Raw genomic sequence first — 26,084 nt, forward strand, 5'->3', positions numbered from 1 at the left:
CGTCACCGTGCGGGTGCATCCGCGCGGTGACGGCGTTCCCGCCGCCCGCAGGCGGCTGGGCCCCGGTCGTGCCGGTCTCCGGGGCGCAGGCGGGGCCTCCCCGGACCGAGGCGCGCGGCCGGACGGCCGCGCATCCGGCGTGCGGCCCGTTCGCGGACTGCCCGGTCGGGCCGCCGGCGCACGGCGGGGCGCGCGGCAGCGTTGCGTCGACCGGCGGGTCGATCAGGGATGTGCAGATCTGTGCAGTTTCGAAGATCCGATGAGCTGTCAAATGCGGTTCGGATAGCGTCGGTTCGATCCGGAGCGACAGGTTCCGGGCGGGTTCTCCCCGAGAGGCGAACGATGCGATCACTCCAAGCAGGCCGCCCCAGGTCGGCCGCGCCGTTGTGGCGGGGCGCGGCCGCGGCCCTGGCCGCCGCGGTCCTCGGCACCGTCGGCGCGGTGCTGCCCGCGGTGCCGGCGCAGGCCGCACCGGCGCGGCTGGTCTACCTGACCGATCAGTCCCACGACGCGCTGGTGGCCTACGACCTGTCGAGCGAGAGCGTGGTGGCCACCGTCCCGGTCGGGTCCCGGCCCATCGCGCTGGCGGTCTCCCCGGACGGCGGCCAGGTGTGGACCGGCAACGTCTTCGGCAACTCGCTGTCGGTGGTGGACACCGCCACCAACACGGCCGTCGCGACGCTGACGCCGGGCGCCTTCCCGGCCGCGCTCGCGTTCTCGCCGGACGGCGCGCGCGTCTACGTCGCCGAGCTCAACAACAACAGGCCGTCCGTCGACGTGATCGACATCGCGACCCTGACGGTCGCCGCGAGGATTCCCACCCCCTACATGGTGAGCAGGTTCGTGCCGTCCCCGGACGCAACGCACCTGTACGCGGGAATGTCCGGGACCGTCGTGACCATCGACCCCGCCACGAACGCGATCACCTCTTCCGTGCCCACCCTCGACGGGCGGTCGATCAGCGGCATGGCGCTCAGCCCCGACGGCACGACGCTCTACGCCGCGAACCTCAACGCGGGCACGCTCTCGGTGGTCAGCACCACCGGCGACGGCGCCCACGAGGCCGCCGGCGCCACCGCCAGCCTCATCCGCATCGGCTGACCCCGCCCCCGAGACCGCGGAGGCCGCCACCGGAATGCCGGTGGCGGCCTCGCCTTGTGCGGGGTGGTGCGGTGTCAGGCGCGGCGGCCCCGGCGGCGGCCGAGGGCGGCGGCAAGGGCGCCGAGTGCGAGCAGGGCGGCGGCCGCGACGGCGCTGCCGAGGGCGCCGGTGCCGGTGGTGGCCAGGGCGGACGAGGAGGCGGCCGGCGGCGCGGTGGCGGCCGGGGTCCGCGGGTCGGGTCCGGCGGGCGCGGTGGGCGCGGGCGTCGGGGTGCCGGGTGCCTGCCCGCCGTCGTCGGTGGGCGTCGGCGTCGGGCTGTTCGGGGCCGGGACGGTGTGGTCGGCCGTGCAGCTCTTCGTGCTGTCGCAGGTGCCCCGCCGCTCGTCCGGGGTGCCGACGGTGCTGTGCAGGCGGCCGTCGACGGTCACCGAGTAGGTGATCGTCGCGCGGCCGCCCACCGGCAGGTCGCCGGTCCAGGTCAGCTTCCCGTCCTTGACGGCGGCGGTGCCGGAGTTCGCCGCCGCGTCGCCCGCGTAGGCGGCGTCGTCGAGGACCTGCGCCAGGTCGGCGGTCACGGTCGCGCCCGCGGCCGGGTCCGGGCCCTGCTGGGCGACGGTCACGGTGTAGGCGACCTTGCTGCCGGGCTTCACCGTCGAGCCGGACGCCGGGTCGGCGCTCTGCGAGAACACGTAGGCGCCGGCCGTCGCCGGGTCCTGGTAGGTGTACGCCCCGGCGGCGGCCGTGCCGCCCGGGGTGGTGACGGTGACGTCGGCCTTCCCGGGGGCGGCCCCGGCCGGGACGGTCGCGGTGATCTGCGTGTCGCTGTCCACGGTGAACGCGGTGGCGGCCACGGCCCCGAAGGCGACCGCGGTGGCCCCGGTCAGGTGGCTGCCCGTCAGGACCGCCCTGCCGCCGCCGGCCAGCGGCCCGTGGTCGGGGGCGAGGCCGGTCACCACCGGCGCCGGTGCCTGGACCTTCGTGGTCAGGGAGTCGGACCCGATCGGCTTGTGGGCGGGGTTGCGGGCGTCGGCCGAGACGGTGACGCTCGCGCCCGCCGTCGGCACCACCGTCAGGGTGACCGAGATGGGGGAGGTCAAGGCGGCCAGGTTCCAGCAGGTGCCGGAGGAACCCGCCGAGAAGTCGCACGCCCAGTCCGGGGCGGATGCCTTCGCGGACGTCACGGCGGCGGTCCCCGTCAGCGCGATGTTCACGATGGCGGAGTTCTGCGCCCAGTCGGGGGCGTTGTTCGGCACGTCAAGGGTGACGGTGTACGGGGCGTTCACCTGCACCGGACCGGCCGGGCCGGCGAGTTGCACGACGGTGTCGGCGCGGGCGGGGCCCGTGCCGGAGAGTATGCCTTACGTGCGCGTTCCGTCCTGGGCGTCCGCGTCCGGTAGCGGGAGGGGGGCATGTGTGGCGGAGGGCTGTGTGTCTGCTTGTGCGGGCGGGCCGTCGTCGTTCGTCACGGCTGTCGCATCGGCGGCAGCCGTTGGTTCAGTGCCGAGGCTGCGGGTGGAGCTGAGGCCGGCGGTGAATGAACCGCCTGGAGTGATGATGAAGTGCCGGATCTGGTAGGGGAGGAGCTGGCCTACAGGGAGAAGGAAGCGGACGTACCGGACCTCGGCTCCGCCGTTTGGAAGCGTGTGGCTGGACACCGGCGGGGTGACGGCCCCCCGTGAGGTCCAGTTGGTCCGATCGTTGGATGTTTCGACCCTTCCGATCACCCCGGATGAGGTGAAGTGGATGTCGATCCTGGTGATGCGGCGAACTTCCCCGAGGTCGACCATCGCCCAGTCGTTGACATGAGGGGTCAACCTCGACTGGTAGAAGGTGTCGTCCCGGCCGTCCAGCATCTTGTCGGCCGTGTAGCCCGCCATGCCCTCGGGGAGGGCGCTGGCGGTCGGTAGGCCGACGGTCAGGGAGTTGCGGGCTGTCACCGAAGTGGCGGTGAGCTCGCCCGAAACGGTGGCGTTCCCGTCGACGGTCAGGCCGCCGGTGTTGACCGAGACGCCGCCGGCCGACTGGTGGATGCTGCTGGCCACTTCGATGTGACTGCCGTTGCCGACGATCTTGGGAACGGCCAGCTGCTTGCCCGGCGCAATCGTGACATCGCCCTTCGCCATGACGGTGCCGTTGACGATGAGGTTGCCGATGTCGAGGTCGGGTTTGAGGACGGTGAGATGGGTGGAGAGGATCCTCACGACGGGGTTGGACGGGTCGCCGGTGGTTCCGCGCAGATAGAAGGTGGTGTCGGACGTGACGCCTTCGATGGGCAGGCTGGTGCGGGTGGTGACGTCGCGGTTGACCCCCGGGTACAGCAGCTCGTAGGTGGCGTTGGCGGAGCGTTCCCAGGTGAGCTCGACGTCGCCGCCGTTGGGGATGATGGAGGGTGCGCACTGGAAGTTGCGCAGGTAGAAGTCGGCGGGGAACTTGCCGAGGTGGAAGACGGTGGCCCGGTTCTGGAAGGCGGAGTTCCCGGTGCGGGAGCGTTCGGTGACGGTGACCGGGGCGGTGCCGACCTTGCGGCTGATGGGGATGTCGGACAGCTGGATGGTGAACCCGGTGCCGGGGCCGATCGGGGCGTGGCTGGCGGCGGGCGCGCAGACGAATTCCTTGGCGGCCGCGTCCAGGCGTACGGTCCAGCCGGTGAGGCTGATCCGGGGGCTGATCTTGTTGAGGTCGGTGGCGAGGTCGGGGGCCATCGCCCCGGCCGGGACCTTCACCTTGATCCATTCGACGTCGGCCGGTGTGCCGCTCTGCCGGGCGACCGAGATGATCAGTTCTCCGATCTCCTCGGGGGCCTGCGGGTTTTCGGGTGATGCCTTCAGCGGGCTCGGGGTGGTGGTGATCTGATAGGTCAGCAGCGGATCATCGGCGGCGGTACCGGCGTTCTGGGTCTGGATCACGACGGACACGGGGTGGTTCTCCTTCGGATTCGGGGGCCGCGCCGTCCCGTTCCCGAGGTGGCGTGCGGCGGCGGTGGGTGTCAGCGGGCGGTGCGGCTGTGTGTGGCGGCGTCGTCGAGGGTGAGGAAGCCGGAGCGGATCTCCGGTTCGGCGAGGGGGAGGTCGTACTGGTCCTGGCTGAGGATCGGCAGCTTCTCCCACTCACCGCCGCGGTTCTCGGACCACGTCCAGGTGCCGACAACACCGGCCGGGGCCGGCATGAGGGCGGTCTCCTCGCTCTCGCCGTGCGGGCCGCGCAGGCCGGTGGCGGCGGCCAGCAGCGGCCCGGTGCGGAAGTTCACGCTCATGCGGGCGATCGCGGGGTCGGTGAACTCCTGCGGGACGAACACCTTCTTGGTGGCGAAGATGTCGGTGGTGGCGTGCACGGCCGCGCGCGGATCGAGCAGCACGGTGGCGACCGCGGTGCTGTTGTCACCGAAGTCCAGTTCGAGGCTGGGCTTGTCGCCGATCGGGCGAAGGTAGCCGTCGCTGCCGGAGGCCGGGTCGATGATGGTCGCGAAGTGCTCGTAGTCGTCGTTGAGGACGTAGCCGACCAGGCCGTCGTCGCTCTGCTGCGCTTCGCCGAGGCGGACCGTCCACGGGTAGCCGGGCAGTTGGGAAGGGGACGGCGCGAAGAGGTTCTGCCAGCTGACGTCGGTGCGCAGGGGGCCGCGGAGGTTCATGGTGAGGCGGGTGCGGACCAGGGCGAGGGGGCGTCCGAGGAGGAAGCCGAGCCCGGGGTCGGCCGGTCCGTCCGGGTCGATGGTCTGCAGGGCCTGGTCGAGGGTGGTACGGAACGCGTCGAAGGTTTGCGGACCGCGGGTCTTCACGGCCTTGAGCAGCTGGTAGGTGTGCCGGGTGAGTGCTTCCAGCTGCTCGAAGTGGGTCATCTGGGAGCCGGGAAGAGCGCTCCAGGAGACCTCGCGCTGGCTGTTGCCGTTCAGGGTGACGCGGAGTTCGCCGAGTGCGGCGCCGTCGGGGGAGTGGACGACGAGGGACTGGTCGAGGCGGTTGTGCAGCAGCCAGGCGCAGACGGGGTTGGCCCCGGGGGTCAGGTCGGTGTCGTCGTCGGTGGTGGCGGCGAGGAAGTCGAAGCGCAGCCGGGCCGACTGCAGCAGGCGGGGGCCGAGTTCGACGAGCCGGTCGGAGTCGTAGCCGCTGACGGGGTGGGCCGGGCGCATGGTGTCCGGCATCTCGGGTGCGAAGTGGCTCGCGGCGCCGATCAGGTTGACGGATCGTCCGAAGCGGTCGACGACCGCCAGGTCGAGGAAGACGAGCTGGCCGGCGCGCAGCTCCTGGAACGTGGAGACGGGGTCGGGGTCCCAGTCGCTGGCCCTGACGGGGCCGGGGATGGGCGGAGGGTAGTCGCCGTTGCCGATGAGGTCGGCGAGGTCGCCGGCGGGCTGGAGGCCGGCGAGGGGCTGGCGTTGGGCGATCATGGCGCCGAACCCGTCGAGGGTCTGGGAGAGGTAGTCCACTTCGCGGGCCTGGGACCGGACCTGCCGCACGGCGTCGGAAGGCAGCTGGTCGCGCACGCGGGCGTAGGTCTGCAGGGTGCCGTCGACGATGTGGCCGGCGGTGGGGGCGAGCATCTGGCGGCCGTAGACGGTCAGGGGCTCGCCGGGCTGCCCGCTTCCGTTCCACTGGTAGCGGGAGCGGTCGACGAAGTCCCAGTGCGCGGTGTCGCCGTCGCGGAACGGCAGGGGGAAGTACTCGGCCTTCCACAGCAGGAACAGCGGCTGCCAGGGCATGGTCCAGGGCGTGGTGCCGTATTCGGGCAGGGTTCCGGTGACGTCGCGGATCGCGCCGGACTTCAGCGCGCGCTCCAGGATGAGGAACTCGGCGAGCAGCGCGGGCAAGCAGGGCGGCTGCTGGCCGGTGAGGTCGATCTGGGCGGCCACGGCGGCGACGTCGGCAGTGGTGATGCCGGAGGCACGGGTGACCAGGCGTTCGGGGGTGCGGCAGGGCAGGGCGGTGTCGCGGGTGAGCGGGGCGTGGAGGTTGGCGCCCTGAAGGGTGAGGACCGGGTCGGCGCTGTACTCGAAGTCCTCGGCCGGGACGCGGATCAGCCGGCGGGCGGCGCGTGCACCGTAGGCCGGGTACAGGGCGTCGATGCGCGCCGCCAGGTCCGCCTCGCTCTTGCCCCAGGGCAGTTCGGCGCGTTGCACGGCCAGCTCGCGGGCGAGGGCGAGGACACACCCGGCTGCGCCGTCCGGGTTGGCGGGGTCGAGTTCGTCGTCGATGCGGGCGGTGAACTCGTCGGACTTCTTCGGCAGGTGGTTGAGCCACCACAGGTGGTAGAGGTGTTCGCGGGCGGTGTCGAGTTCGGCTTCGGTGGCGTCGTGGGCGGCCTGGCGGCGGTTGAGTTCGGCGACGGTCTCGGCCTCCGCGGCCCGGGCCGCGCGGGAGGGGGTGCGGCCGGTCTCCTCGCCGCGTTCGCCGATGAACCACCGGTATCCGCCCGGGACGGGGCCGAAGGCGCTGTCGTGGGCGCGGCGGTCGGTGAGGAGGTCGGCCTCGGGCCGGTCGCGCTCCTCCAGGGCGTCGATGCCGCCGAGCAGGAACGCCCGGAACAGGTCGGCCTCGTCTGCGGACAGGGAGCCTTGTCCGGCGGACTGGGCTGCGAGTTCGGCGACGGCTTCGGCGATGCTGTTGGACACGATCGCGGTGACGTCGGCCGGCTTCGGGCAGGGCGAGTCGGGGACGGGACCGGTCAGGTCCCAGTCCAGGCCCAGGACGGTGCCGGAGTAGACGGAGGTACGGATGCCGCTGCCGGAGCCGACGGGCGGCGTCCACTGCAGGTGCTCCAGCAGGGCGGCGAGGTCGTCGGCGTGGGCGAGGATGTCGCTGTCCGGCTGGGCGTACCAGCCGGCGACGAGGTAGCTGAGCCGCTCCTGCGTGGGCAGTTCCCCGTCGGGGGTGTCCAGGAGGGTGTCGTGGAGGGAGAAGACGTTGGTGTTGTAGGGCTGGAAGACGGAGAAGGTGGGCAGGCCGGGGCCGATAGCAGTGAGGAACGGCGCGCGACGGTCGGCCGGTTCGCGCCAGGGGCCGGTGAGTTCGTGGCACTTGCCGATCAGGGTCGCGGCGGGTTCTTCACGGTCGGGGTCCTGGAAGGAGACAGTGCCGTTCATGGGGTCGAGGTAGTCGCTCTCGACGATCCATGCCTTGAGGGGGCGGGTGCTGTCGGTGTGGCGGACGACGAGCCACCGGTTGGGTACCAGGGGGAAGTCGCCGATGCCCTCCTCCTCGTCGTGGCGGCCGCGGGTGAGGGCGGCGGGCAGTTCCCACTGGAGGTAGACGCCGAGGCGGTCCTCCCGGCCGGTCCACTCCTCCGGGCTGGAGAACGGGTCCGGCTCGGCCGGAACGCCCTGGCCGATGTCCTTGAAGTTGGTGATCCACCGGTGGAACACGTGCGGGGTTGCGGTGTCGCGGGTGGCCCGGTTGACGGCGAGGGCCGCGACCTCGACCGGCACGACGAGGGTGTTGTCCACGGACATTGGCCCGGGGTCCTTTCGGTCAGCGCGTGGTGTTACGGCGCGGGAACGGGGCGGGGCTCAGGGCCGGGAGAAGGTCTGCGCCTGCGGCGCGTTGATCATCTGCAGGGCGAACTGTGCGGAGGAGATCCGTGCCACCCCGTGCGCTCGGGACAGCGCGGGCACCAGGGCGTCGCCGGGGCCGTCGACGTTGAGGACGTCCCGCCCTCCCGGGCGCAGGAACCGGGCGAAGCCGGCCGGCTGCGGGAACTCGCCCATGGGGTGGCCGATCCGGTCCCCGGTGATCTCGCGCAGCTCGATGGTGCCGACGTCGCCGATCCCGAAGCACAGGCCGCGCGGCGGCTCGGCCAGCTCGAAGCGATCGATCAGTTCCGGGAAGATCGACAGGCGGATCTCCGTGCCGAACACGGCCTCGCGCACGGGCTCGACGACTTCGGTGCCCTTGTAGGCGGTGACGACGGCCTTGGGCCAGTTCGGGACCAGACTGGAGTTGATCAGCACCGCGCACGTCGGCACCGGGCCGCCACCGGTGGCGAGGGCGTTGAGGTCGGCGTCCAGGGCGTGGCCGACGCCGACGCTCAGCGCCCCGTCCACGGCCGCCCGCACCCAGGCAGGGTCGATGTAGGCGAAGCGGATGCTCTCGGCGGGCAGGGCGCGCGGGTCGGGCACCAGATGGGACAGGCCTAGCAGCTCCAGACGGCGCAGCGCGTCCAGCCAGGCGGTGACCTTCGCGAACGTGTCGGGGGCGGCCTGGGTGAGCAGGCTCGCCACGCCGGGCTGGGCCAGGACGGCACGTGCGTCACCCTGGCCGCGGCGGGTGCGGGCGGCGGTGCGGCGCCGGCCGGCCCTCAGCTGCGGGCCGGCCTGGTCGAGGGCTTGGACGAGGCGGGCGCCGCCTGAGCGGGCGTCGCCGTCGGTGAGGAGGCGGTCGAAGGCCTCGAAGGCGAGCGGTGCCGTGAGGTGACGGCCAGTCAGGGATGCGGCGAACCGTGCGGCGAGTTCGGGGTGGGAGGCGAGGCGGCGGGCCGCGGTGCGGGCGGCGGAGCGGAACTCCAGCAGGGCGGTGCGGAACTCGGCGTCGGCGAGGGCGAGGGTGCGGCCGGTGGTGAACGCGGCGGCGTAGGTGGTGTCGAAGACGCCGTACTGCTGCAGGTAGATCAGGGCCTCGCCCGGGGAGTCCAGGCGGGTGGCGGCCGGGTCGGGAAGCTCCTGGGCGGGTTCGGCGGTGAGCGGGCCGCGGTAGAAGGCGAGGGTGCGCTCGCCGGTCTCCAGGCGCTGCGGCAGGGCCACGGCGCCGCCTGCCATGCGTTCCAGGGCTTCCTTCTGCGGGCCGGCCGGATGGGCCGGGCCGGAGGCCGGTACGCGCAGGCGCAGTTCGTCCTTGTGGCGCGGGGTGGTGCCGTCGGTGGTGGCCAGGTGCTGGGCGAGGTCGCCGAAGCCGATGCCGGAGTCGGGTTCGGTGGTGAAGGACCAGGAGGCGAGGGAGACCAGCCGTACGCCTTCGGAGGGGGCGGGGGCGGTCAGGTATCGGTCGTGGCCTTCGAGGGAGACGAGGTGGACGACGTGGCGCCCGCCCGCGGCGGCGGGGAAGCGGTTGGCGACGAGGACGGCGTTGAGTTCGCCCTCGTCGGGCTCGGGGTCCGTGCCGGCACGGGTGGCGTCGGGGCGCCCGCCCTCGCGAAGGTGCGCGAGGTAGCCCATCTCGGAGGGCAGCGGCTTCACCACGTCGAACAGCGCGGCGGGGACGAGGACGGTGGCGCACTGCTCGTCGTACTCGTCCGGGCGCATGCTCTCGGGGGCGATGACCGGCACCGCTCCGGGGCCGTGGGCGCCGGCGAGGAACTCGCGCACGCTGTCGGTGGTGACGAGGCCGACCGCGTCCGGATCCTCGGGCAGTTCGTCCTCGCGGAAGAGCAGCAGGGCCATCCATGGGACCGCGCCCGGCTGACCGTCGCCGAGCAGGCGGGCCCACGGCAGGCCGGGGACGTCGAGGTTGATGTGGGCGAGGGTCTGGCTGTAGGTGCCGACGGCGTCGGGCACCGGGAACCGGGCGTTGATGCCGGTCGGGTCGAAGCTGAAGCGCGGCTGGACGACGTCGAAGGGCTGCGGGGTGGCGTCGATGACACGGTCGGCGCCGCCGACGTCCTTGAGGGTCTGCCGGTTGTCGATCCGGTACTGGCCCGCGTACAGCGAAGGGATGCGGTGGTCGAAGAACCGGGTGCGGTGCTCGGCCCCCGGGGTGGTGGTGCGCGGCTGGGGGGCGGGTTCGGAGGTGGTGGTCACAGGGCGTGCCTTTCGACAGGACGCAGCAGTGGGCAAAGAGTCTGGGAGCGCACGGCGGATGGGGCCGCCCTGCGGAGGCGGCGCGGGCGGCCCCGGGTGCGGCGCGTCCGGTCAGCCGGCGACGAGCATCGGCTCGGCGGTGAACGCGGTGCCGGCGGCGTGCGCGTAGGCGCTCAGGTCGGTGTCGAGAACGCCGAGGTCCGTGCCGAGACCCTTGAGCGCCTGGGCCAGGGCGGCGCGATTGCCGCGAGTGGCGGTGGAGTCGATGCCGTCCTGGATCGCGGCGATCACCCCGACGGGACGGGTCGGGAGCGGGCCGGTGGCGGGCTCCCCGGAGAGGGGCTGGTTGCCGTCGGGGTTGATCGGGTCGAAGGAGATGGCCTTCTCGTCGAGGAACCCGGTGGAGGTGCCGTGGTCGACCGGGGGCGAGGTCAGCCGGATACCGAGGACCCGGTCGGGGATGATCCCGTCGTTGGGCGCGTCCGGCTGCTGACCCCACAGGCCGTTGGGCACGTTGCCGCGCAGCACGGCCCGGCCCCACTTCGTCATGCTCGCGGCCTGGCCGTTGTATGTGAGCCAGATACGCAGTTCGCTGCTCTTGCCCCGCAGGTGCATGGGCAGGATGTCGACCGCTGCGCTGTCGGTGGCGACGGGCGTGGTGCCGCTCTGGTCGAGGTAGACCGTGCTGACGGGGGCCTGGGTGTCGGCCGTGAAGGTGAAGCCGCCGTTGCTGACCAGCCACGGCTTGACCGCGCCGCGGGTGGCCGGGGCGCCCTCCCCGGTGTACCCGGCGATCGCCGTGGTGCGGACCATGTTCTCCGGCGGCGGCAGCATGCCCTGGAAACCGCCCCAGTCCAGCGCCGGGGCCTGGCTGCGGCGGCCGGCGCCGAAGCCGATGGTGAAGGAGATGAACCACAGGTGGACGGTGGCCTCACCACCCACCGCCGGGCCCCAGACCCGGACGCTGACGCCGACCTCGACCGAGATCCTGACCTTGACGAACCAGACCTTGATGGTCGCCGATACCCCGACCCGCACCCCCATGCCGACGTCGAAGTAGAAGGGGTTCCACTCCAGCAGGGCGTCCACGCGGGCGGTGAGCCAGGCGCGCAGCATGCCGGACTGGAAGACGACGTCCAGGGAGCCGCCGGCCATCAGGGACTTGGGGGTGAACGCGGCGTAGGCGTTGCCGGTGATGTTGACGGTTGAGCCGACGCCCCAGGTCAGGCCGGCCGGCTGCTGGCGTGGGTAGCGGGCGGGTAGCTCCCGGCCTGCGGGGATAGCGCCGAGCATGAACGCGAAGTCGCCGGCCTGCGGGTGGTTTCCGAACCAGAACTTCATGCCGACGCCGCCGCGCAGCTTGCAGTTCGGGTCGATGAGGAACGTCTTCTCGGTGAACGCCGCGCCGATGCTCAGCTCCCCGGCGGTGGGGCGCAAGGTGGCTTCGATGCCGATCTCCACCCGGGCGATCTTCTTGTCGCTCTTGGTGGGCAGCTGCATCCCGGCCGCACCCAGCAGGCTGATCGTCAGCTCGGAGCCGGTCTGCACCAGGGCCATGGCGCGCCCGCTGAACGTCTCGAAGCAGTCGAAGGCCAGGCCGGCGGCGAACCACAGGTCGCCCTCCTGCGCCCGCACCCACGGATTGCCGCCGCCGATCAGCTCGCTGAGGACCTTGAGCGGGTCGACCTCGTCGTCGTCGGCGCCGATCGCGCCGGGGTTGTCGAGGGCGACGAGGAACGGGAAGTCGCCCAGCGTGTCGGCGGCCGGGACCCGCACCCGGCTGTTCCAGCCGAACCCGGCGGAGATCCCGCGCACCTGGAACTGCGGCGGCCCGAACCCGACCTGGCTGCCGAGGGAGCCGTAGGCGAACAGCGACGGATCGGCGCCGCTCTTCGGAACGACGTAGGCGCCCATGGCGGAGCCGTTGAACGCGCCGGTGTCCACCAGCAGGACCCCGCCGACCACCGTCTCGTACGGCGCGGGGGCGGGCAGCGCGGTCAGCGCGCCGGCGATGCGAAGCGGCGGGCTGTAGTAGTCGACGCTCAGGCCGTTCTCTCCGCCCGGTGTGCCGATCGGCGACCAGCCGCGTGCCGACGGTGCCTCCAGGACCCTCATGCCCTTGCGGCGCCGCGGTCCGGGGCGCGGAGTGAGGATGCCGTGCTGGGTGACCAGCGCCTGCGGGACCCGCTCGCGTGCGGCGCCGTCGCGATGCCGCACCGCCGGCAGGGCGCGGCCCAGGCCGTCGAGACGTCCGGGGTCGGTCGGCAGCGCCGGCGCGCGCCGGACCAGCCGCAGGGCGCGGCCGCTTGTCAGCGCCCACGCCCCGGCCGCCAGCGGGGTGCCGGCAGGAGCGCCGTCGACCAGGAGCAGAGCCCGGCTCTCGCCGAGATCGGCGACGGCCACCATGCCGGTCACCCACTCGCCGTCCGTGGAGAAGGAGACACGCACCGGGACCGTGGACGCGCAGGCGGTGGTCGAGGCAAAGCCACTGACCGTCATGGCCTGCGGATCGCCCTGCGCGCCATCGACGCGCACGAGGCCAGAGCGGAACACGAGCGCGGCGGCGTCGGGATCGACGACGTCAGATGCCGGAATCTCGACCACACCTCCAGCGGCTGCCTGTTCGAGGAGCTTCCGAACGTCTTCCACGCGTGCTGTCACGGCGGCCCAACCCTCTGCATCGGGGCAAAAGGGGAAGGCGGAATCACGCGTCGGCGCCGGTGTCGGCCCTGACGTGTCCGCTGAAGGGAGCCTAGCCAGGCAGACACACTGAGCATGCGTCTACCTACATTTGGTTACGAGTATGGCTGAAAGTCGGTGTCCGAACCGGCCAGGGAGCCCGGCCCTGCGATCGGCGCAGAAAGCGGGGCGCCGGGCCCGCCCCGGCCTGTACGTGATGCCCTCCGCCCGGGACTGGGCCGCGATCCCCAGCTGGGAGTGGCACAAGGTCGGCGTTGACCCCGGGCTCCCCGCCGCCGTGCTGCGCGCCGACCGGCTTGCACCCCCTTCGAGAAGGCCTCTGTCATGAGCAGCGCGGAGGCCTTCGCCGGCTGATGTCGATGCCCGGCATCGCTGTCTGGACGGCGGCCGAGACCTTGCAGCGCGCCAACGCCGGCGCTGTCTCGGCCGGTGGCTTCCACCTTCATCCGCCTCACCGGCGCCCGCGCACCGCGCTTCGGGCCGCGCCTGGCCCTGAACGACCGCAGACGCCGGTAGCCCGGCCGCAGGGACCGAGCAGGTCTGCTTCGGGTCCGACGAATGTGGGGAGCCTGGCTCCGCGGTTGACGGTCGCCGGCATGGAGGAGGACGGGCGTATGACATCGGGCTTCGATCGAAGTGGGCGGGCACCGGGGCGGGACGGCCAGGTGCCCGCCGTGCCCCAGCGCCCCGCGCAGTCGGGCCGGCGCAGGTCCGTTCGCGCAGCCGAGGCGCCGACGGACGGTGCGTCGCGAGGTTGCGAGGTACTGGTCGTCGGCGCCTACTTCGCCGATCTGATCTTCCAGGATCTTGAGCGGCCGGTCCGGCCGGGCACCGAGGTTTTCGCCGGGGCACTCGACCTGCTGCCCGGCGGGGCCTTCACGCCGGCGATGGCCATGCGTCGGCTCGGCCATGACGTGGTGTGGGCCACCGACTTCGGCAATGACCTGTTCAGCTCTCTTGTCCTGTCGGCAGCCCGCGCGGAGGGCCCGGACGAGGCCGGCTTTCGTCACCACCCGGTCCCGCTGCGCAGTGTCACGGTGGCGCTGTCGCACCCCGGGGACCGGGCCATGGTCAGCTTTCAGGACCCGTGCGGTGCGCCGCCGCTCGGCGAGCTGCTGCGCGAGCACCGCCCCGAGATGCTGATGCTTCCCCAGCTCCGGTACGGAGAATCCGTGAAGGTGTCCCTACAGGTCGCCCGTCAGCTCGGAACTCAAGTGTTCATGGACTGCCAGGATATGCCGGCCACCCTCGACACCCCCACAGTGCGAGAGGTCCTCGCGGAGGTGGACGTCTTCGCCCCCAACGCCGATGAAGCGCTGCGGCTGACCGGCACCACCACGGTGGACGACGCTCTGGACGTGCTCGCGGGACTGGTGCGTACCGTGGTCGTCAAGCGCGGTGGGGAGGGGGCCAGTGCCGTGCGGGACGGGAAGCGCCACGACGTCCTCGCCGTCCCGGTCGACGTCGTGGACACAACCGCGGCCGGAGACTGCTTCAACGCCGGCTTCGTGCACGCCCTCCTCACGGGCAAGCGGCTTCCCGACTGCCTCGCCGCCGCTGTCGCGTGCGGGGCGGCGGCCACAGCCGGTCCGGGCTCCAGCCGCGCGCTCGACTCCGCCGGGCTGCGGCAGTGGTTGGCCCGCGTCCCTCGTCTCTGATCGCCCCACGTACCCGGCGTTCCGTCAGAGGCCGCTCGCACGCTGGGTGGTGCGCGAGAGACCGTCGGCGTTGCGCACAGTGGCACTCCCCATTCACTCGGTGACCGGTTCGTGTTAGCGTCCGGTGATCGACCTGGGATGCGCTCCGGCCCCGCCGGCGGGGCGCATCTCCACGCGGAGAGGGCGAGGGGGTGCAGGTGCGGCTGGGACGGCGACGAGCGGGCCCAGGACGGCTTCGGCCCCGCACCGCCGAAGGGGGCATCGGATGAGGATTCTGGTCACCGACCTGGACGGCACGCTGCTGGGCGGCGACCGGGCCGACCGTCGCCGCCTGCACGCCGCGCTGGCCCGCCACCCGGAGGTGGCCGTGGTCTTCGCGACCGGCCGCGGGTTGCCCTCGGTGCGCGAGGTGCTGCGGGACCCGCTGGTGCCAAGGCCGCGCTGGATCATCGCGGACGTGGGGGCGAGCGTCATCGACGGCGCGGACCTGACCCCGGTCGAGGCCCTGCAGAGCGGGCTGCGCAGCGGCTGGCCCGGAGCACGGCGGGTCCGCGCCGCGTTACGCCACCTTCCAGGCCTGGAATACCAGCACGGTGTGGCGCAGGACGGCCGCTGCTCGTTCCACCTCGGCCCCGAACAGCTCACCGAGGAGGTCACCGACTCGGTGCGCGCGCTGGGCTGTACCTGGTTGTACTCCGCGGACCGCTACTTCGACGTCCTGCCGCCGGGCGCGGGCAAGGGCGCCGCGCTGGCGGCGCTGGCCGCCGAGCAGCACTGGCCGATGTCATCGGTCCTGGTCGCCGGCGACTCGCTCAACGACCTGTCGCTGTTCGGCCTCGGCGCACACGGTGTGATCGTCGGCAACGCAGAGCCCGCCCTGCTCGAAGCCCTGCGTGAGGACACCGTAGTCCACCGGCCCGACCGGCCGGGCGCCGCCGGCATCCTGTCGGCCCTTCAGGAACTCGGCTGGGTGGAACGCGAGTACCCGCTCGTCGTCGGCTACCACCGGCCACCGGTGCAGTGGACCCCCGACGGCTGGCGGCCACCCGCCAGCCCCAACGGCATCCTGCCCACACTGCGAAGCCTGTTCGCCGCGAACTCGCAGGCCGTCTGGAGCACCGCCGCAGTCCTTGAGTCTGACGCGCACCCGGCTCCCCTGGAGCGACACGACACCGGGCTGCCGCTGTCCTTCGTGCCGTTGAGCCCCGCCGAGTGGACCGGATACTTCCATCGGGCCTGCAAGGAGACGCTCTGGCCGGTGCTGATGTCCCAGCCGCAGCGGCTGCGTTTCGACCCCGAGGCCTGGACCCGCTACCGCGATGTCAACGCCCGCTTCGCCGAACACATCAGCGCCCGCGCCGCACCGGGCGCCACCGTCTGGCTGCACGACTACAACCTGTGGCTCGTCCCCGGCCTGCTCCGCCCGGCCCGCCCCGACCTAGGGCGTGTCTCGTAATTGATCTTGGCGGGGGTCATTGCTCCTCGGCTCGCAGCCACAGGATCAGCGAGGCGAGGACGACGCCGGCCCGGTAGCGGTTGGCCAGTTTGTCGAACCTGGTTGCCACTGCCCGGAATTGCTTCAGCTTGGCGAAGCAGCGCTCAACGACGTTCCGCCCCTTGTAGGCGGCCTTGTCGAAGGCAGGTGGGCGCCCGCCGCGGCTTGCGCGGCGGGCGCGGCCGGCGATCTGGTCCCGGCGTTCGGGGATGGTCGCCTTGATCCGCCGGCGCCGCAGCAGCCGGCGGATCTTCCGGGAGGAGTACGCCTTGTCGGCCACGACCCGGTCGGGCCTGGTCCTTGGCCGCCCACTCCCGAGACGTGGGACGCGGATGGCGTCGAGGACGGTGGGCAGCATCGTGCAGTCGGCCGTGTTGCCCGTGCTCAGCACGATCGACAGCGGCAGGCCCCGACCGTCGACCGCCAGGTGGATCTTGGTCGTCAGTCCGCCCCGGGACCGGCCAAGCGCCTCGCGGCACGCAACTGCTGCCGGATCATCCGATTCGTCCTCGGACTGGCCCCCTTTTTGCGGGCGCCGGCCGCGTGCTGGTGGGCTCTGGCGACCGTGGAGTCGATCGAGACCGTCCACTCCACGGTCCCCACCGCGTCGTTGCGGACCTGGATCTCACGCAGGAGTGTGGCCCAGGTTCCGTCCTTCTCCCACTGGGCGAAGCGCCGGTAGACGGTCTGCCACGGACCGTACCGCTCGGGCAGATCGCGCCACGGGGCACCTGTGCGCAGCCGCCACAGCACCCCGTTCACCACCTGCCGGTGATCCCGCCAAGGACGCCCGGCCCCGTCCCGCTGCGGCAACAACGGCTCAATCCGAGCCCACGCCGCATCCGTTATCTCTCCACGACCCACCACAAGATCAATTATGAGACACGGCCTAAGGGTCGGCCTGTTCCACCACACGCCCTTCCCGCCGCCGGACATCTTCGCGCGCTCCCCACCGCTGCCGAAATCCTCGCCTCCCTGGGCTGCCTGGACTGGGCCGGATTCCACACCGAGGCCTTCGCCGAGCACTTCCGCCAAGCCCTCGCCCAAGTGCCCAGTCCACCTCGGGTGGGCGTGCATCCGCTGGGCATCGACCGCGACGTCATCACGGCGATGGCCCGTTCCCGCCGACTCCAGGCGGGCCCGGTGGACGGGGCGTTGGTGCTCTCCGTCGAGCGCCTGGACTACGCCAAGGCCCCGGTGCAGAAGGTCGAGGCCATCGCCGCGCTGCTCGCCTGCCGCCCCGAGTTGCGGGGACGGCTGCGGTTCCGCCTGGTGTGCCCACCTCCCGAGGCCGGCATAACCTCCTACGACGCGACCCGGCAACTGCTGGAGCGCCGCATCAGCGAGGTGAACCACGCCTGGGGAGACGCCGGTTGGCAGCCCATCGAGTATCTGCCCCGCAGCCTGCCCTTCAGCGAGGTGATCGACCACGACTTGGCGGCCGACGTGTTCTGGGTGACCTCCCTGCAGGACGGGATGAACCTGACCGCGAAGGAGTTCGTCGCCGCCCAGCGCGCTGCCGGCCGCCCCGGCGTGCTCGTGCTCTCCCGCCACACGGGCGCCGCCTCCCAGCTCGGCGCCGCGGCACTGCTCACCGATCCCCACTCACCCGTCGACCTCGTTGACACCCTGCACCAAGCCTTGACGCTCGCTCCGGAAGAACGCCGGATTCGGCTGGAGCGCCTCGCCGACCTCCTCGGACACCACCACCCCGCAGACTGGGCTGCCGACATCACCGCCGCCATCCGCGGCCGCGGTGACCCTCGGCGAGGCCCGCAAGACCCTGACCGATCTCACTCGAGTGACACCAACGCGTTTGCTGCCAGCCGTGGATGACAACGCGCATGTCCCCTCTTCCAGGCACCTGACCACCCGGGCCGAGGCCGAACGGGAGACCCGTCCGCCGAGGAGCGCGCACGGATCGACGATGCCGCCGCCCTGGTGCACCGCAGCCGTACCGCCATGCCCGGCATGCCCGCGTCGGTCGGCCACGGCCCGACGTCCGTCCCGGGAGTCTCAATGACTGAGTCAAGCCGTCTGCGCGGCCGGCGCGTCGGGGGTGAAGATGCGGTTGTCGCGCAGGAGGGCCCACAGGACGCTGACCCGTCGGCGGGCCAGGGCGATGACGGCCTGAACGTGCTTGCAGCCCTCACCGCGCTTTTTGAGGTAGAAGTCCCGGTTCGGGCCGTCCTTGATGATGCTGGTCTGCGCGGACAGGTAGAACACCCGTCGCAGGCGGCGACTGTAGCGCTTGGGCCGGTGCAGGTTGCCCGTCCGTCGGCCGGAGTCGCGCGGGACGGGCACGAGCCCGGCAGCCGAGGCGAGGTGGCCGGCGTTTGCGTAGGCCGTCAGGTCACCGGCAGCCACGACGAGTTCGGCGCCGAGTATCGGTCCGATGCCGGGCAGAGACTCGACGATCTCGGCCTGCGGGTGGGCGTGGAAGGTGTCGCGGATCTGCTTGTCGATCCGCTTCAACCGGTCGTCCAGGGCCAGGATCTGCGCGGCCAGGTCCGCGACGATCGCCGCGGCGACCTCTTCCCCGGGCAGGACGGTGTGCTGGGCATCGGCGGCATCCAGGGCAGTGGCCGCCACCGCGTCGGCGCCGCGCACGCTCCGGTTGGCAAGCCAGGCCGTCAACCGGGCACGGCCCCGGCGGCGGAGCGCGGCCGGGGTCTGGTAGCCGGTCAGCAGCACCAGAGCACCCTTGTGCGCGGAGTAGTCGAAGGCCCGTTCCAGCGCGGGAAAGATGCCGGTCAGCACGTCGCGAAGTCGGTTGATCATCCGCACCCGGTCGGCGACCAGGTCGGATCGGTAGGCGGTCAGCAGCGCGAGGTCGGCCGCCAGCTGGGCGGGCACCTTGATAGTGGTGAAGTCACGCCGGTGACGGGCGGTCTCGGCGATGACGTAGGCGTCACGGGCGTCGGTCTTCGCCTCGCCCCGGTAGGCGCCTGCCATGCGGTTCACGGTCCGGCCGGGTACGTAGACGGCCTGCTGGCCGTGGGCCGCCAGCAGGGCCAGCAGCAGCGCGGAGGACGTTCCGGAGATGTCCACCGCCCAGTACACTTCGCCGGCCAGAGCGAGGATCTCGCCGAGCGCGGTCAGGATCGCCGTCTCGTCGTTTTCGACCTTCTTCGACCACAGCGTCCTGCCGGTGTCGTCGACCACGGCCGCCCAGTGGTGACCCTTGCCAGCGTCAATACCTGCCCACACACGGACACGTGGCTCGCTCACTCGCCCCTCCTCGATCCCACTCGCATCCCGTTGGCCCGAGGAACACCCCGCTGTCGTCTCCGTAAACAGCGACCGCACAAGGCGCGCACATCTCAATCAGCAGCCAGGGTGCCCGGGAGAGCCGGACGGCCACTCCTGGGCAGCCACTGGAGGCAAGACCGCATCAGCCACATCCGGCCCTCCTGGGCCGCCTAACACCTTACGGAGAACCGCATGAGCCCTGCGATACACGGCGGACGGGGCCGGCGTGACCGGTGAACCAGAACAGCCGGGCTCGTTGAGGCGGTGCTGACCGACCTGCACAACGTACTGACCGCCGCCGAGCAAGTCAGCGGCGTGCGGTACGAGGAATTGCCACCCGCCGAGGCGCAGGCCGGTTACATCCTGGAGATGGACCGGGCGGCGGCGTGGAAGGGCTTCACGGACCTGCCGACCGCGTGTCGCCGTCAAGGCGACCCGGTGCGGGCACTTGACGCATCCGCTCTCCGCGCATCAACGACATGACAGAGGGTGACACCTCGTCGCTTTGTGTAGATTTCCATGCGTACGACCTCGGGCGTGTGGGCATGGTCAGCGCGGGGGCCGTCACGGCCCCCGCGGTTCGCGTCCACAGCGGGCCGCGAACGTACCGGTCCAGCGAAGAGGAATCCTCCATGACAGGTCAAACGTCCGACGCCGCGCAGCAGCAGGTGCAGTTCCCCATCACCGAGTCGTTCACCGGCACGGCCCCGGCGAATCCGCTCTGGCGGCTGCTGGGGAGCGCGCGGCTGAACGAGGGCGCGCTGGAGCTGACGCCGAACAGTGCGTCGCAGGCGGGTACGGCTTTCCTGGACCAGCCGTTCTCCTCCTCGCTCGGGGTGAGCATCGACTTCGACTACTCGTGCGAGGGCGGCGGGGGCATGGGTCTGGGGGACGGGTTCAGCCTCTACCTGATCGACGGGAACCGCACCACGGAGCCGGGGGCCCGTGGCGGGGCGCTGGGCTACTCCTACATCAAGGACGGCTCGATCAACCTTCCCGGCGTCAGCGCCGGTTACGTGGGCGTCGGCTTCGACAACTTCGGGAACTTCGCCGCCGCTTCCAGCGGTCCCGGCGGTCCCGGCCGCAGCCCCGGCACTGCGGGTGTGCGCGGCTCCGGGGACCTGCTCACGGGCTTCGCCTGGCTCGCCGGCGTCGAGGTGCCGGGCGGGTTCCGGGGCGGCTGGGAGGCGGGGGCGCACCTGCAGGTGACCGTCATCGGGGGGCGCGTGACGGTGCGGCGCTCCAGCGCCTCGGACCCCAACGGCGCGGTGCTGATCGACGATCTGGACCTGGCCGCCGGCCCGGGCCAGGTCCAGATGCCCGCCACATTCAAGCTCGGGTTCTCTGCCGGTACCGGCGGCGCCACCGCGGCCCACCGCATCCGCAACCTCACTGTCGCGCTGCCCGTCGCCATGCCGCTGGAGATGAGCGGCCCGCTGACCGCCAAGGCCGGCCACCGGATCTCCTACACCGTCGGCGTCCAGAACCACGGGCCCAACGACGCCCCCGACGCCGTCGTGCGCGGCGACGTGCCCGTTCAGTTGGTCGACGTGGAGGTGACGTGCCGTGGGGAGAACGGCGCGGTGTGCGGCCCGGGATCCGCCACCGAGGGCGAGCTCCACCAGCCACTCAGCCTGCCCAGGGGCAGCAAGGCGGTGATCACCTTGAGGGGCACCGTCGACCCCCACTACGAGGGCGACTTCACCGCCACGAGCCGGATCACCTCGGTCACCCGTGCCAACACCGCGACCCAGCAGTCCGGTCGGGTCACCACCACCGCCGAACTGCCCCTGATCACCGTCGGCCAGAAGACCGCCGCTCAGTGGGACCAGACCTGGCCCGAGGACGCCAGGGGCTGGCTCGTCAGCTACAACCTCACCCTGGCCGCCAACGAACACCGTGTGACGGCCTGGGAGATCGCCTTCGACGTCCCCGCGCGCACCCGCGTCAACCCCGCGCAGACCCAGTGGTACCGGGTCATCAAGGACGGCCTGGAAGGAACCGTCGTGCTGGGCTCCCCGGGCGGCGGCTCCCACACCATCGAGCCCGGTACCCCGCTGCCCGTCGATGTCCAGATCCTCTACCCCTCCCAGTCCGACGCCGGTGATGGCCGGCTGCGCGGCCTGTACGCCGTCGAGGTCACCAACCCCTGACCCCCGCAACACCTCATCCAGCAGGATCGGCCAGGGAAGTGCTTCCCGGGCCGATCCTGCGACAGTCTGCCCATGCGCGTACTGGACAGGGCCGGTCCGTACCACGTACGGCCGGCCGATATCCCGTCGCTATCCCGGCGTCGCCGTCGAACTGCTGCACACGCGAGCGGCACCCCCGCCCAGGGCGTCCTGGTCGCGCACCGGAAGTTTCCTAGAGGTAGTGGACGGTGAAAGTCACCGAGCCGTCGATCGCCACCTCGTTGTTCAGACTCAGCTGGCTGGTCGGCGCGATCCGGACCTGGAAACCGGGGAACCCGCTTCCGCCGTCGGAAGCGGTCTGGTCGTTGGGCGCGGCAGCCTCGACCAGCCCGGGAAGTCGGGCGGCGAGGTCAGCGGCAAGGCCGGCGGGCTCCCTTCCCAGATCTTCTGCGGCTTGGGCGAGCTGGTCCTCACCGACAACCGCAACGATCTGCGCGGCGCTGATGGCCTCATTGGGACCGTCGCCGATCCACGACCCCACCTGCGACTCCAAGCCGGCATCGGCCAGGCTCTCCGCCGTGATCGTCAAGAACCTTGGCTGCGCGTTCGCAGCGTCTTCGTTGGTCATAGCGACATGATCCCCTCTGGCCACGGCGAGGAGGATCACTTTCGGAAAGCTTCTCGCTACTCGTTGCTGCCGTGTCCTCAGTGGGGTGATCCCGGCAGAGTACGAGCAACCCGGGCAGCCCCGTGCACCACACCTGTTGCATCCGCTACAGTGCCCCAGACCGCTCCTGAGCTACGAAAGCCCCACCCGCGCACTCGGAATGCCCGAAGAAACGTCGGTGTGTGTGATGTCAACGAGCTTATGAGTGTGGTGTTTCCTGGCCTGTCGGCCTTGGTCGTCTAGGGTGTGGCGGACGAGGGCAAGGTGATCCGGGTGTCGGCCCGGACCCGGGACGGTCCGGTTCCGTGCGCGGTGTATGGGCGGCCGACGGGGCTGGTGCACGGCTTCCACGGCTTCTGCGTGGCATACCGGAGATGTTGATCGGCCCGGTGCAACGCGCCAGTCCGATCAACAGCGTACAGATCTGTGCAGTTTCGCAAATCCGACCAGCTGTCAAATTTGCTGCGGATAGCGTCGGTTCGATCCGGAGCGACTAGTAGTACTTCGTTAGGTTCGGCATGGTCCGGTGCGCCCTGGTCGGCGTGCGGTGGGTAACTCGCGGTGGCAGGTGGGGCATTCGCCGGTCCAGGCCCGTATGAGGTCCTGGATGGCGTCGAGGACTCGGTAGAAGGTCAGGCCGGCGCCTCGACTTTTGGGTCGAGGCGCCGCAGGGTGAGGAAGGCGTGGGCGGCGGTGACCAGGGTGACGTGGTGGTGCCAGCCTCGCCAGGTGCGGCCCTCGAAGTGGTCCAGGCCCAGACCGTGCTTCATCTCGCGGTAGTCGTGCTCGATGCGCCAACGGATCTTGGCCAGGCGCACGAGGCGGCGGATCGCGGTGTCGGGTGGCAGGGTGGTCAGCCAGTACTCGGTGGGCGCGCTCGCGTCGGGCGGCCATTCGGCCAGCAGGGTCTCGGCCGGCAGGACGCCGTCCCATGCGGCGCCGCCTCCGGCCTCGGCTGCGGCGAGCGTACGGGGGATCTTCCCCGCGGGCCGTATCTGCAGGACCCGGAACCGTGAGCGCATCGCTCCGCGGCTGCCCTGGCGCCAGGTGACCTGCCGAAACGCCCGGCGGCCGCCTTCGGCGGCGAGTTCGTGCAGGGCGAGGGGGTCGGTGCGGTAGCGGGGCAGGGTCCTGCGGCCGGCACCGCCGTAGGCGGGCGCCACCGGCTCGGCGTCGTGGCGGTGCGCGGTCTCGTCCCCGCGCACCGCCACGATGTAGTCCAGACCCCTGGAGCGCAGGGCATGGCGGAAGGCCGCCGACTGGCCGTAGCCCGCGTCGGCGACCACGACCTGCGAGGCGAGCCCCCAGGCGATCAGTTCGTCCAGCATGTCGATGGCCAGCCGCCACTTCTCGACGTGCCCGACCTCCGGCGGCAGGCCGGTGCGTCACCGGCGCTCGTCGTCGCGGCCGTCCCAGTCCGGCGGCACGAACAGCCGCCAGGACAACGGGCTGGAAGCCTGGTCGGTGACTGCGTGGACGCTCACCCCGACCTGGCAGAGCGAGCGCTTGCCCAGCGCGCCGCAGTACTGGCGCGCCGTGGCCACGGACTGGTCGCCGGCCTTCGGGAACGAGGTGTCGTCGATCACCCATGCTTCCGGTGCGAGGGCGGAGGTCATCTTCCGGGCGATCTGTCGCAGCACCGGCGCGTGGTCCCACGGCGACTGGCTGACGAACTGCTGCAGAGCCTGCATGTTCCCGTCCGGCAGCCGCTCGGCCATGGGCTGGATCGACTTGCGCCGCCCATCCAGCATCAGCCCGCGAAGATAGCAATCCCCCTGTCGGCGCTGGTCCTTGCGCACCAGGGATGCGAACACCTCGGCGACGAACTCGCCGAGGTCTTCGCGGAGCCTCTCCACTTCACCCAGATCCACAGACCGCAGCATGCACCGCACGGCAACCAAGATCAAATCGACCTAACGAAGTACTACTAGACGAGTAGTTCCGAGGTCGGTCAGTGGTCGTAGGCGACCAGTGAGCGGGTGACGGGTCGGCCGGTGGTGCGGTTGTGCCAAATCGCGCATGCTATCGCCAGAGGTTCTTGAGGAGTTCGACCCGGATGAAGCGGACCCCGTCTTCATCCGGTCGGTCCACTCCGCCGCGAGCGACCCTGAGATGCCGGAGGACCCGCTGCCGACGACGCTCTGTGGCATCCGCACGGACCCGTTGGTGCACACGCACTACCAGGCCGGTTACGAGCCGTGGTACCCAGCAGAGTTTGAGGACCGGCAATGCCGCGAGTGCGAGAGGGCCCTTCGGCGGATGTGATGAAGGGCCCCGAACTGGTGCCTCGGTACTGCATGCTCAAGCGGTCTCGTACCGGCCACCTCGGCGGCCCACCTGCCAACGTCCTCGGCCCTTGACGTCCTCAAACATCGCGTAGGTAGTCAGCACCTCCCGGACCACCACCGTCGATCAGCCTGGCTCCCCGGTGTGCGGTGTCAGGGCGGTGACCAGGGGGTGCCGGTCGTCGAAGGTCAGGTGCTTCCAGAATTCGGGCGGCGGCCCTTTCCAGAAGAACTCCAGCACGTCGTCCACCCGCGCGATGAGTTCGAGGTTGCCGCCCGGCCGGCCGTCCCGGCCGCCGAACGTGCTCTGGATCATGCTGACGGCGACGATGTCCAGGTCCCGGGCGATCGCGTACGGCAGGGTCCAGGGCCTCCCGCGCATGTTGTTCCTACGGCGCAGGAACAGCATGCCTCCGCCGACGGCCGGGCAGACCAGCTCGAAGTCCCCTGGCTCGCCCGACCGGTCCTGCAGCAGCACCGGGTTGCCGCGCACGCCACCCGCGATCGGCTCCGCCAACACCTGCCAGTCCGCCGGCTCCCCCGTCTCGTTCCACAGGAACATCAGCCGCTCCCCCACTCGCGCCACCACCTCAAGACTCCCCCGCCCCTCCCCGAGATCGCTCCTCACCATCCCCACCGCCTCCACCGCCCCGAGGTCCAGCAGGACGGGAGCCGGAGAGTCCCAGGGAAGGCCAGCCATGTTGTTCCTTCGCCGCAGGTGAACCAGGCCGCCGTCCTCAGCGGGGCACAGGAACTCGAAGTCACCGCTGGCCCCCGACCAATCCTGGATCAGCGTCGGTGTGCCCGTGACCTGCGTACCGTGGGCCGCGCCGGCCGCGATCAACCGTGCCTCGTCGATCTCCAGCCCCTCGGCGGCCTTCTCCTGGTGCGGCTGGGACAGCTCGATGTCGAACAGGCGAATGTCCTGGTCGTCGCGGACGTAGAGCACCGGCGTGGCCCAGGCGAGGCTGTCGTCGTTCTGCAGCAGCATGGCGAGGCGGCCTTGGTGCACTGCCACGTCGATCGGGCGGCGCAGCGCGACCAGGGCCTGGTAGAAGAACCGGGCGAAGACGATCGCCGCCTCGTCGGTGACCTTGAACTGCATGGCCACCACGGCCGGGACAAACCGCAGGAGCGCTCCCGCGACACTGGAGAAGACGTCCTGGTCGCCCGCGGCGCCGGTCTCGCAACCGTTCAGAACCACCAGTTGCGGCCTCGGGCGCGCGTACCCGATCGCCTGTCCCAGGGCCTTGGCGTGGATCCGCTGCTCGCCGCCGCGGCCGTCGTCGAAGAGCAGCGCGCCTTCCTGCTTGGCCTCGTCGTAGTGGCCGTGACCCACGAAGTGGAGGACGTGGCAGCCGCCGGGCTCACCGGTCAGCGCCTCCAGCATCGACTCCCAGTCCTCGGCGGTCACCCAGCGCAGGCGGGCGAGGTCGCCCCGCTCAAGCGCCGCCATGCTGCGCTCCAGGTGGCCGCGTTCCCTATCGATGTCCAGCCTGGGCTTCCCCGGCGCTTGGGAGGCCACTGCGAGCACCTGGAGGGGCGAGGTGACGGCGAGCGGCGCCACACTCTGGGACGGCTCGACCCGGCGCACCACCTCGTGGTCCAGGCACAGGTAGCCGAACTCTTCACTGTGCATCAGCTCCCACGGGAGCGCGGCCAGCTCCGGGTCATCCAGGTGAAGTAGCATCCGCAACGGGCGGCCCCGCTCCGCCGCGGCGCGCCGGCTGCTGGCGTACAGGCTCCGCACCTCACCGGGGAGGGCCGCCTCGAACAGCTTGTCGCCGATCTGCCGTGCGGTCTCGCCCTGCATGGAGAACTCACCTGGACCCGACCTCGCCGCGAGGCTCACTCTCCGCACCGGCACCTGCAGGTTGCCTGCCGTCCTCCGGAGGTCCACGACGTCCAGCGGGACGCCGTCGACCAACGCGCCGGGTACGTCTCCCGCCTGCGCCCGGACCGAGTAGCGGCCTTCGTGGCCTGAGATCTCCAGTGACAGGGAGTCGCGCTCCATCGCTCGTCCTCCGTGCTCCTTCGAGCCCTCGCCTCAGAAAGTGTTGGGTAATCGGGTG

Annotated in this window: 15 protein-coding genes and 2 pseudogenes; 6 read left to right on the top strand and 11 right to left on the bottom strand. The window is 71.4% G+C overall.

Annotated features, from left to right (window positions below; translation table 11 throughout):
- Positions 1-342 precede the first annotated feature (342 nt).
- Positions 343-1,101 carry a YncE family protein gene (locus ACZ5GH_RS02775; RefSeq protein ID WP_464333293.1) on the top strand — a complete coding sequence of 253 codons (759 nt, stop codon included), beginning with the start codon at positions 343-345 and terminating at the stop codon, positions 1,099-1,101.
- Between the two features lie 74 nt (positions 1,102-1,175).
- Here the strand turns inward: ACZ5GH_RS02775 and ACZ5GH_RS02780 are convergent, their stop codons facing one another.
- From ACZ5GH_RS02780 to ACZ5GH_RS02800, 5 genes are all read right to left on the bottom strand, one after another.
- Positions 1,176-2,417: a DUF7927 domain-containing protein gene (locus ACZ5GH_RS02780; RefSeq protein ID WP_464333294.1), complete on the bottom strand. Its 1,242-nt coding sequence runs from the start codon at positions 2,415-2,417 to the stop codon at positions 1,176-1,178.
- 42 nt (positions 2,418-2,459) lie between these two features.
- Positions 2,460-4,016, bottom strand: a complete 1,557-nt coding sequence (locus tag ACZ5GH_RS02785) for a discoidin domain-containing protein (RefSeq protein WP_464333295.1) — start codon at positions 4,014-4,016, stop codon at positions 2,460-2,462.
- 71 nt (positions 4,017-4,087) lie between these two features.
- A complete protein-coding gene (locus ACZ5GH_RS02790) occupies positions 4,088-7,543 on the bottom strand; it encodes a hypothetical protein (RefSeq protein WP_464333296.1) in 3,456 nt (1,151 codons plus the stop codon).
- A gap of 57 nt (positions 7,544-7,600) precedes the next feature.
- Positions 7,601-9,823 carry a hypothetical protein gene (locus tag ACZ5GH_RS02795; RefSeq protein WP_464333297.1) on the bottom strand — a complete coding sequence of 741 codons (2,223 nt, stop codon included), beginning with the start codon at positions 9,821-9,823 and terminating at the stop codon, positions 7,601-7,603.
- 111 nt (positions 9,824-9,934) lie between these two features.
- Positions 9,935-12,271, bottom strand: coding sequence for a DUF6603 domain-containing protein (locus ACZ5GH_RS02800; RefSeq protein ID WP_464333298.1), 2,337 nt, complete (start codon positions 12,269-12,271; stop codon positions 9,935-9,937).
- A gap of 926 nt (positions 12,272-13,197) precedes the next feature.
- On the opposite strand from ACZ5GH_RS02800, the gene ACZ5GH_RS02805 reads away from it, so the two are divergent.
- Both ACZ5GH_RS02805 and ACZ5GH_RS02810 read left to right on the top strand, forming a co-directional pair.
- A complete protein-coding gene (locus ACZ5GH_RS02805; protein WP_464333299.1) occupies positions 13,198-14,181 on the top strand; it encodes a carbohydrate kinase family protein in 984 nt (327 codons plus the stop codon).
- Positions 14,182-14,446: 265 nt separating this feature from the next.
- Complete coding sequence (locus tag ACZ5GH_RS02810; protein ID WP_464333300.1) at positions 14,447-15,637, top strand: HAD family hydrolase; 1,191 nt, start codon at positions 14,447-14,449, stop codon at positions 15,635-15,637.
- Between the two features lie 16 nt (positions 15,638-15,653).
- Here the strand turns inward: ACZ5GH_RS02810 and ACZ5GH_RS02815 are convergent.
- Positions 15,654-16,540, bottom strand: a protein-coding gene (locus tag ACZ5GH_RS02815; RefSeq protein ID WP_464333301.1) for an IS5 family transposase whose coding sequence is annotated in 2 segments (ribosomal slippage) — positions 15,654-16,186 and positions 16,186-16,540 — 888 coding nt in all. Because the reading frame shifts where the segments join, the coding sequence is not laid out codon by codon here.
- On the opposite strand from ACZ5GH_RS02815, the gene ACZ5GH_RS02820 reads away from it, so the two are divergent.
- Positions 16,448-17,512 carry a trehalose-6-phosphate synthase gene (locus ACZ5GH_RS02820; protein ID WP_464333302.1) on the top strand — a complete coding sequence of 355 codons (1,065 nt, stop codon included), beginning with the start codon at positions 16,448-16,450 and terminating at the stop codon, positions 17,510-17,512. The genes ACZ5GH_RS02815 and ACZ5GH_RS02820 overlap by 93 nt on opposite strands.
- Positions 17,513-17,704: 192 nt before the next feature.
- Here the strand turns inward: ACZ5GH_RS02820 and ACZ5GH_RS02825 are convergent, their stop codons facing one another.
- Complete coding sequence (locus tag ACZ5GH_RS02825) at positions 17,705-18,907, bottom strand: IS110 family RNA-guided transposase (RefSeq protein ID WP_464333303.1); 1,203 nt, start codon at positions 18,905-18,907, stop codon at positions 17,705-17,707.
- Positions 18,908-19,192: 285 nt separating this feature from the next.
- On the opposite strand from ACZ5GH_RS02825, the gene ACZ5GH_RS02830 reads away from it, so the two are divergent.
- Positions 19,193-19,411, top strand: coding sequence for a hypothetical protein (locus ACZ5GH_RS02830; protein WP_464333304.1), 219 nt, complete (start codon positions 19,193-19,195; stop codon positions 19,409-19,411).
- Between the two features lie 149 nt (positions 19,412-19,560).
- Positions 19,561-21,081 (top strand): hypothetical protein, encoded by a 1,521-nt coding sequence (locus ACZ5GH_RS02835; RefSeq protein WP_464333305.1) that lies wholly within the window; start codon positions 19,561-19,563, stop codon positions 21,079-21,081.
- 211 nt (positions 21,082-21,292) lie between these two features.
- On the opposite strand, the gene ACZ5GH_RS02840 is transcribed toward ACZ5GH_RS02835, so the two are convergent.
- From ACZ5GH_RS02840 to ACZ5GH_RS02855, 4 genes and pseudogenes are all read right to left on the bottom strand, one after another.
- Positions 21,293-21,688: a YidB family protein gene (locus ACZ5GH_RS02840; RefSeq protein WP_464333306.1), complete on the bottom strand. Its 396-nt coding sequence runs from the start codon at positions 21,686-21,688 to the stop codon at positions 21,293-21,295.
- A gap of 671 nt (positions 21,689-22,359) precedes the next feature.
- Positions 22,360-23,598 (bottom strand): annotated as a pseudogene (locus tag ACZ5GH_RS02845) (IS701 family transposase).
- Positions 23,599-23,678: 80 nt separating this feature from the next.
- Positions 23,679-23,777, bottom strand: a pseudogene (locus tag ACZ5GH_RS02850) (IS982 family transposase); the annotation flags it as partial.
- A 362-nt stretch (positions 23,778-24,139) separates the two neighbouring features.
- The gene (locus ACZ5GH_RS02855; protein WP_464333307.1) at positions 24,140-26,026 is read right to left on the bottom strand and encodes a CHAT domain-containing protein; all 1,887 of its coding nucleotides are present in this window, start codon (positions 26,024-26,026) and stop codon (positions 24,140-24,142) included.
- Positions 26,027-26,084: the final 58 nt, after the last annotated feature.

The sequence above is a fragment of the Kitasatospora sp. Xyl93 genome (assembly GCF_055383135.1).

Coding starts and splice junctions, on each gene's coding strand:
- ACZ5GH_RS02775 (WP_464333293.1), top strand. CDS start 343: ATGCGATCACTCCAAGCAGGCCGCCCCAGGTCGGCCGCGCCGTTGTGG.
- ACZ5GH_RS02790 (WP_464333296.1), bottom strand. CDS start 7,543: ATGTCCGTGGACAACACCCTCGTCGTGCCGGTCGAGGTCGCGGCCCTC.
- ACZ5GH_RS02810 (WP_464333300.1), top strand. CDS start 14,447: ATGAGGATTCTGGTCACCGACCTGGACGGCACGCTGCTGGGCGGCGAC.
- ACZ5GH_RS02835 (WP_464333305.1), top strand. CDS start 19,561: ATGACAGGTCAAACGTCCGACGCCGCGCAGCAGCAGGTGCAGTTCCCC.
- ACZ5GH_RS02840 (WP_464333306.1), bottom strand. CDS start 21,688: ATGACCAACGAAGACGCTGCGAACGCGCAGCCAAGGTTCTTGACGATC.
- ACZ5GH_RS02855 (WP_464333307.1), bottom strand. CDS start 26,026: ATGGAGCGCGACTCCCTGTCACTGGAGATCTCAGGCCACGAAGGCCGC.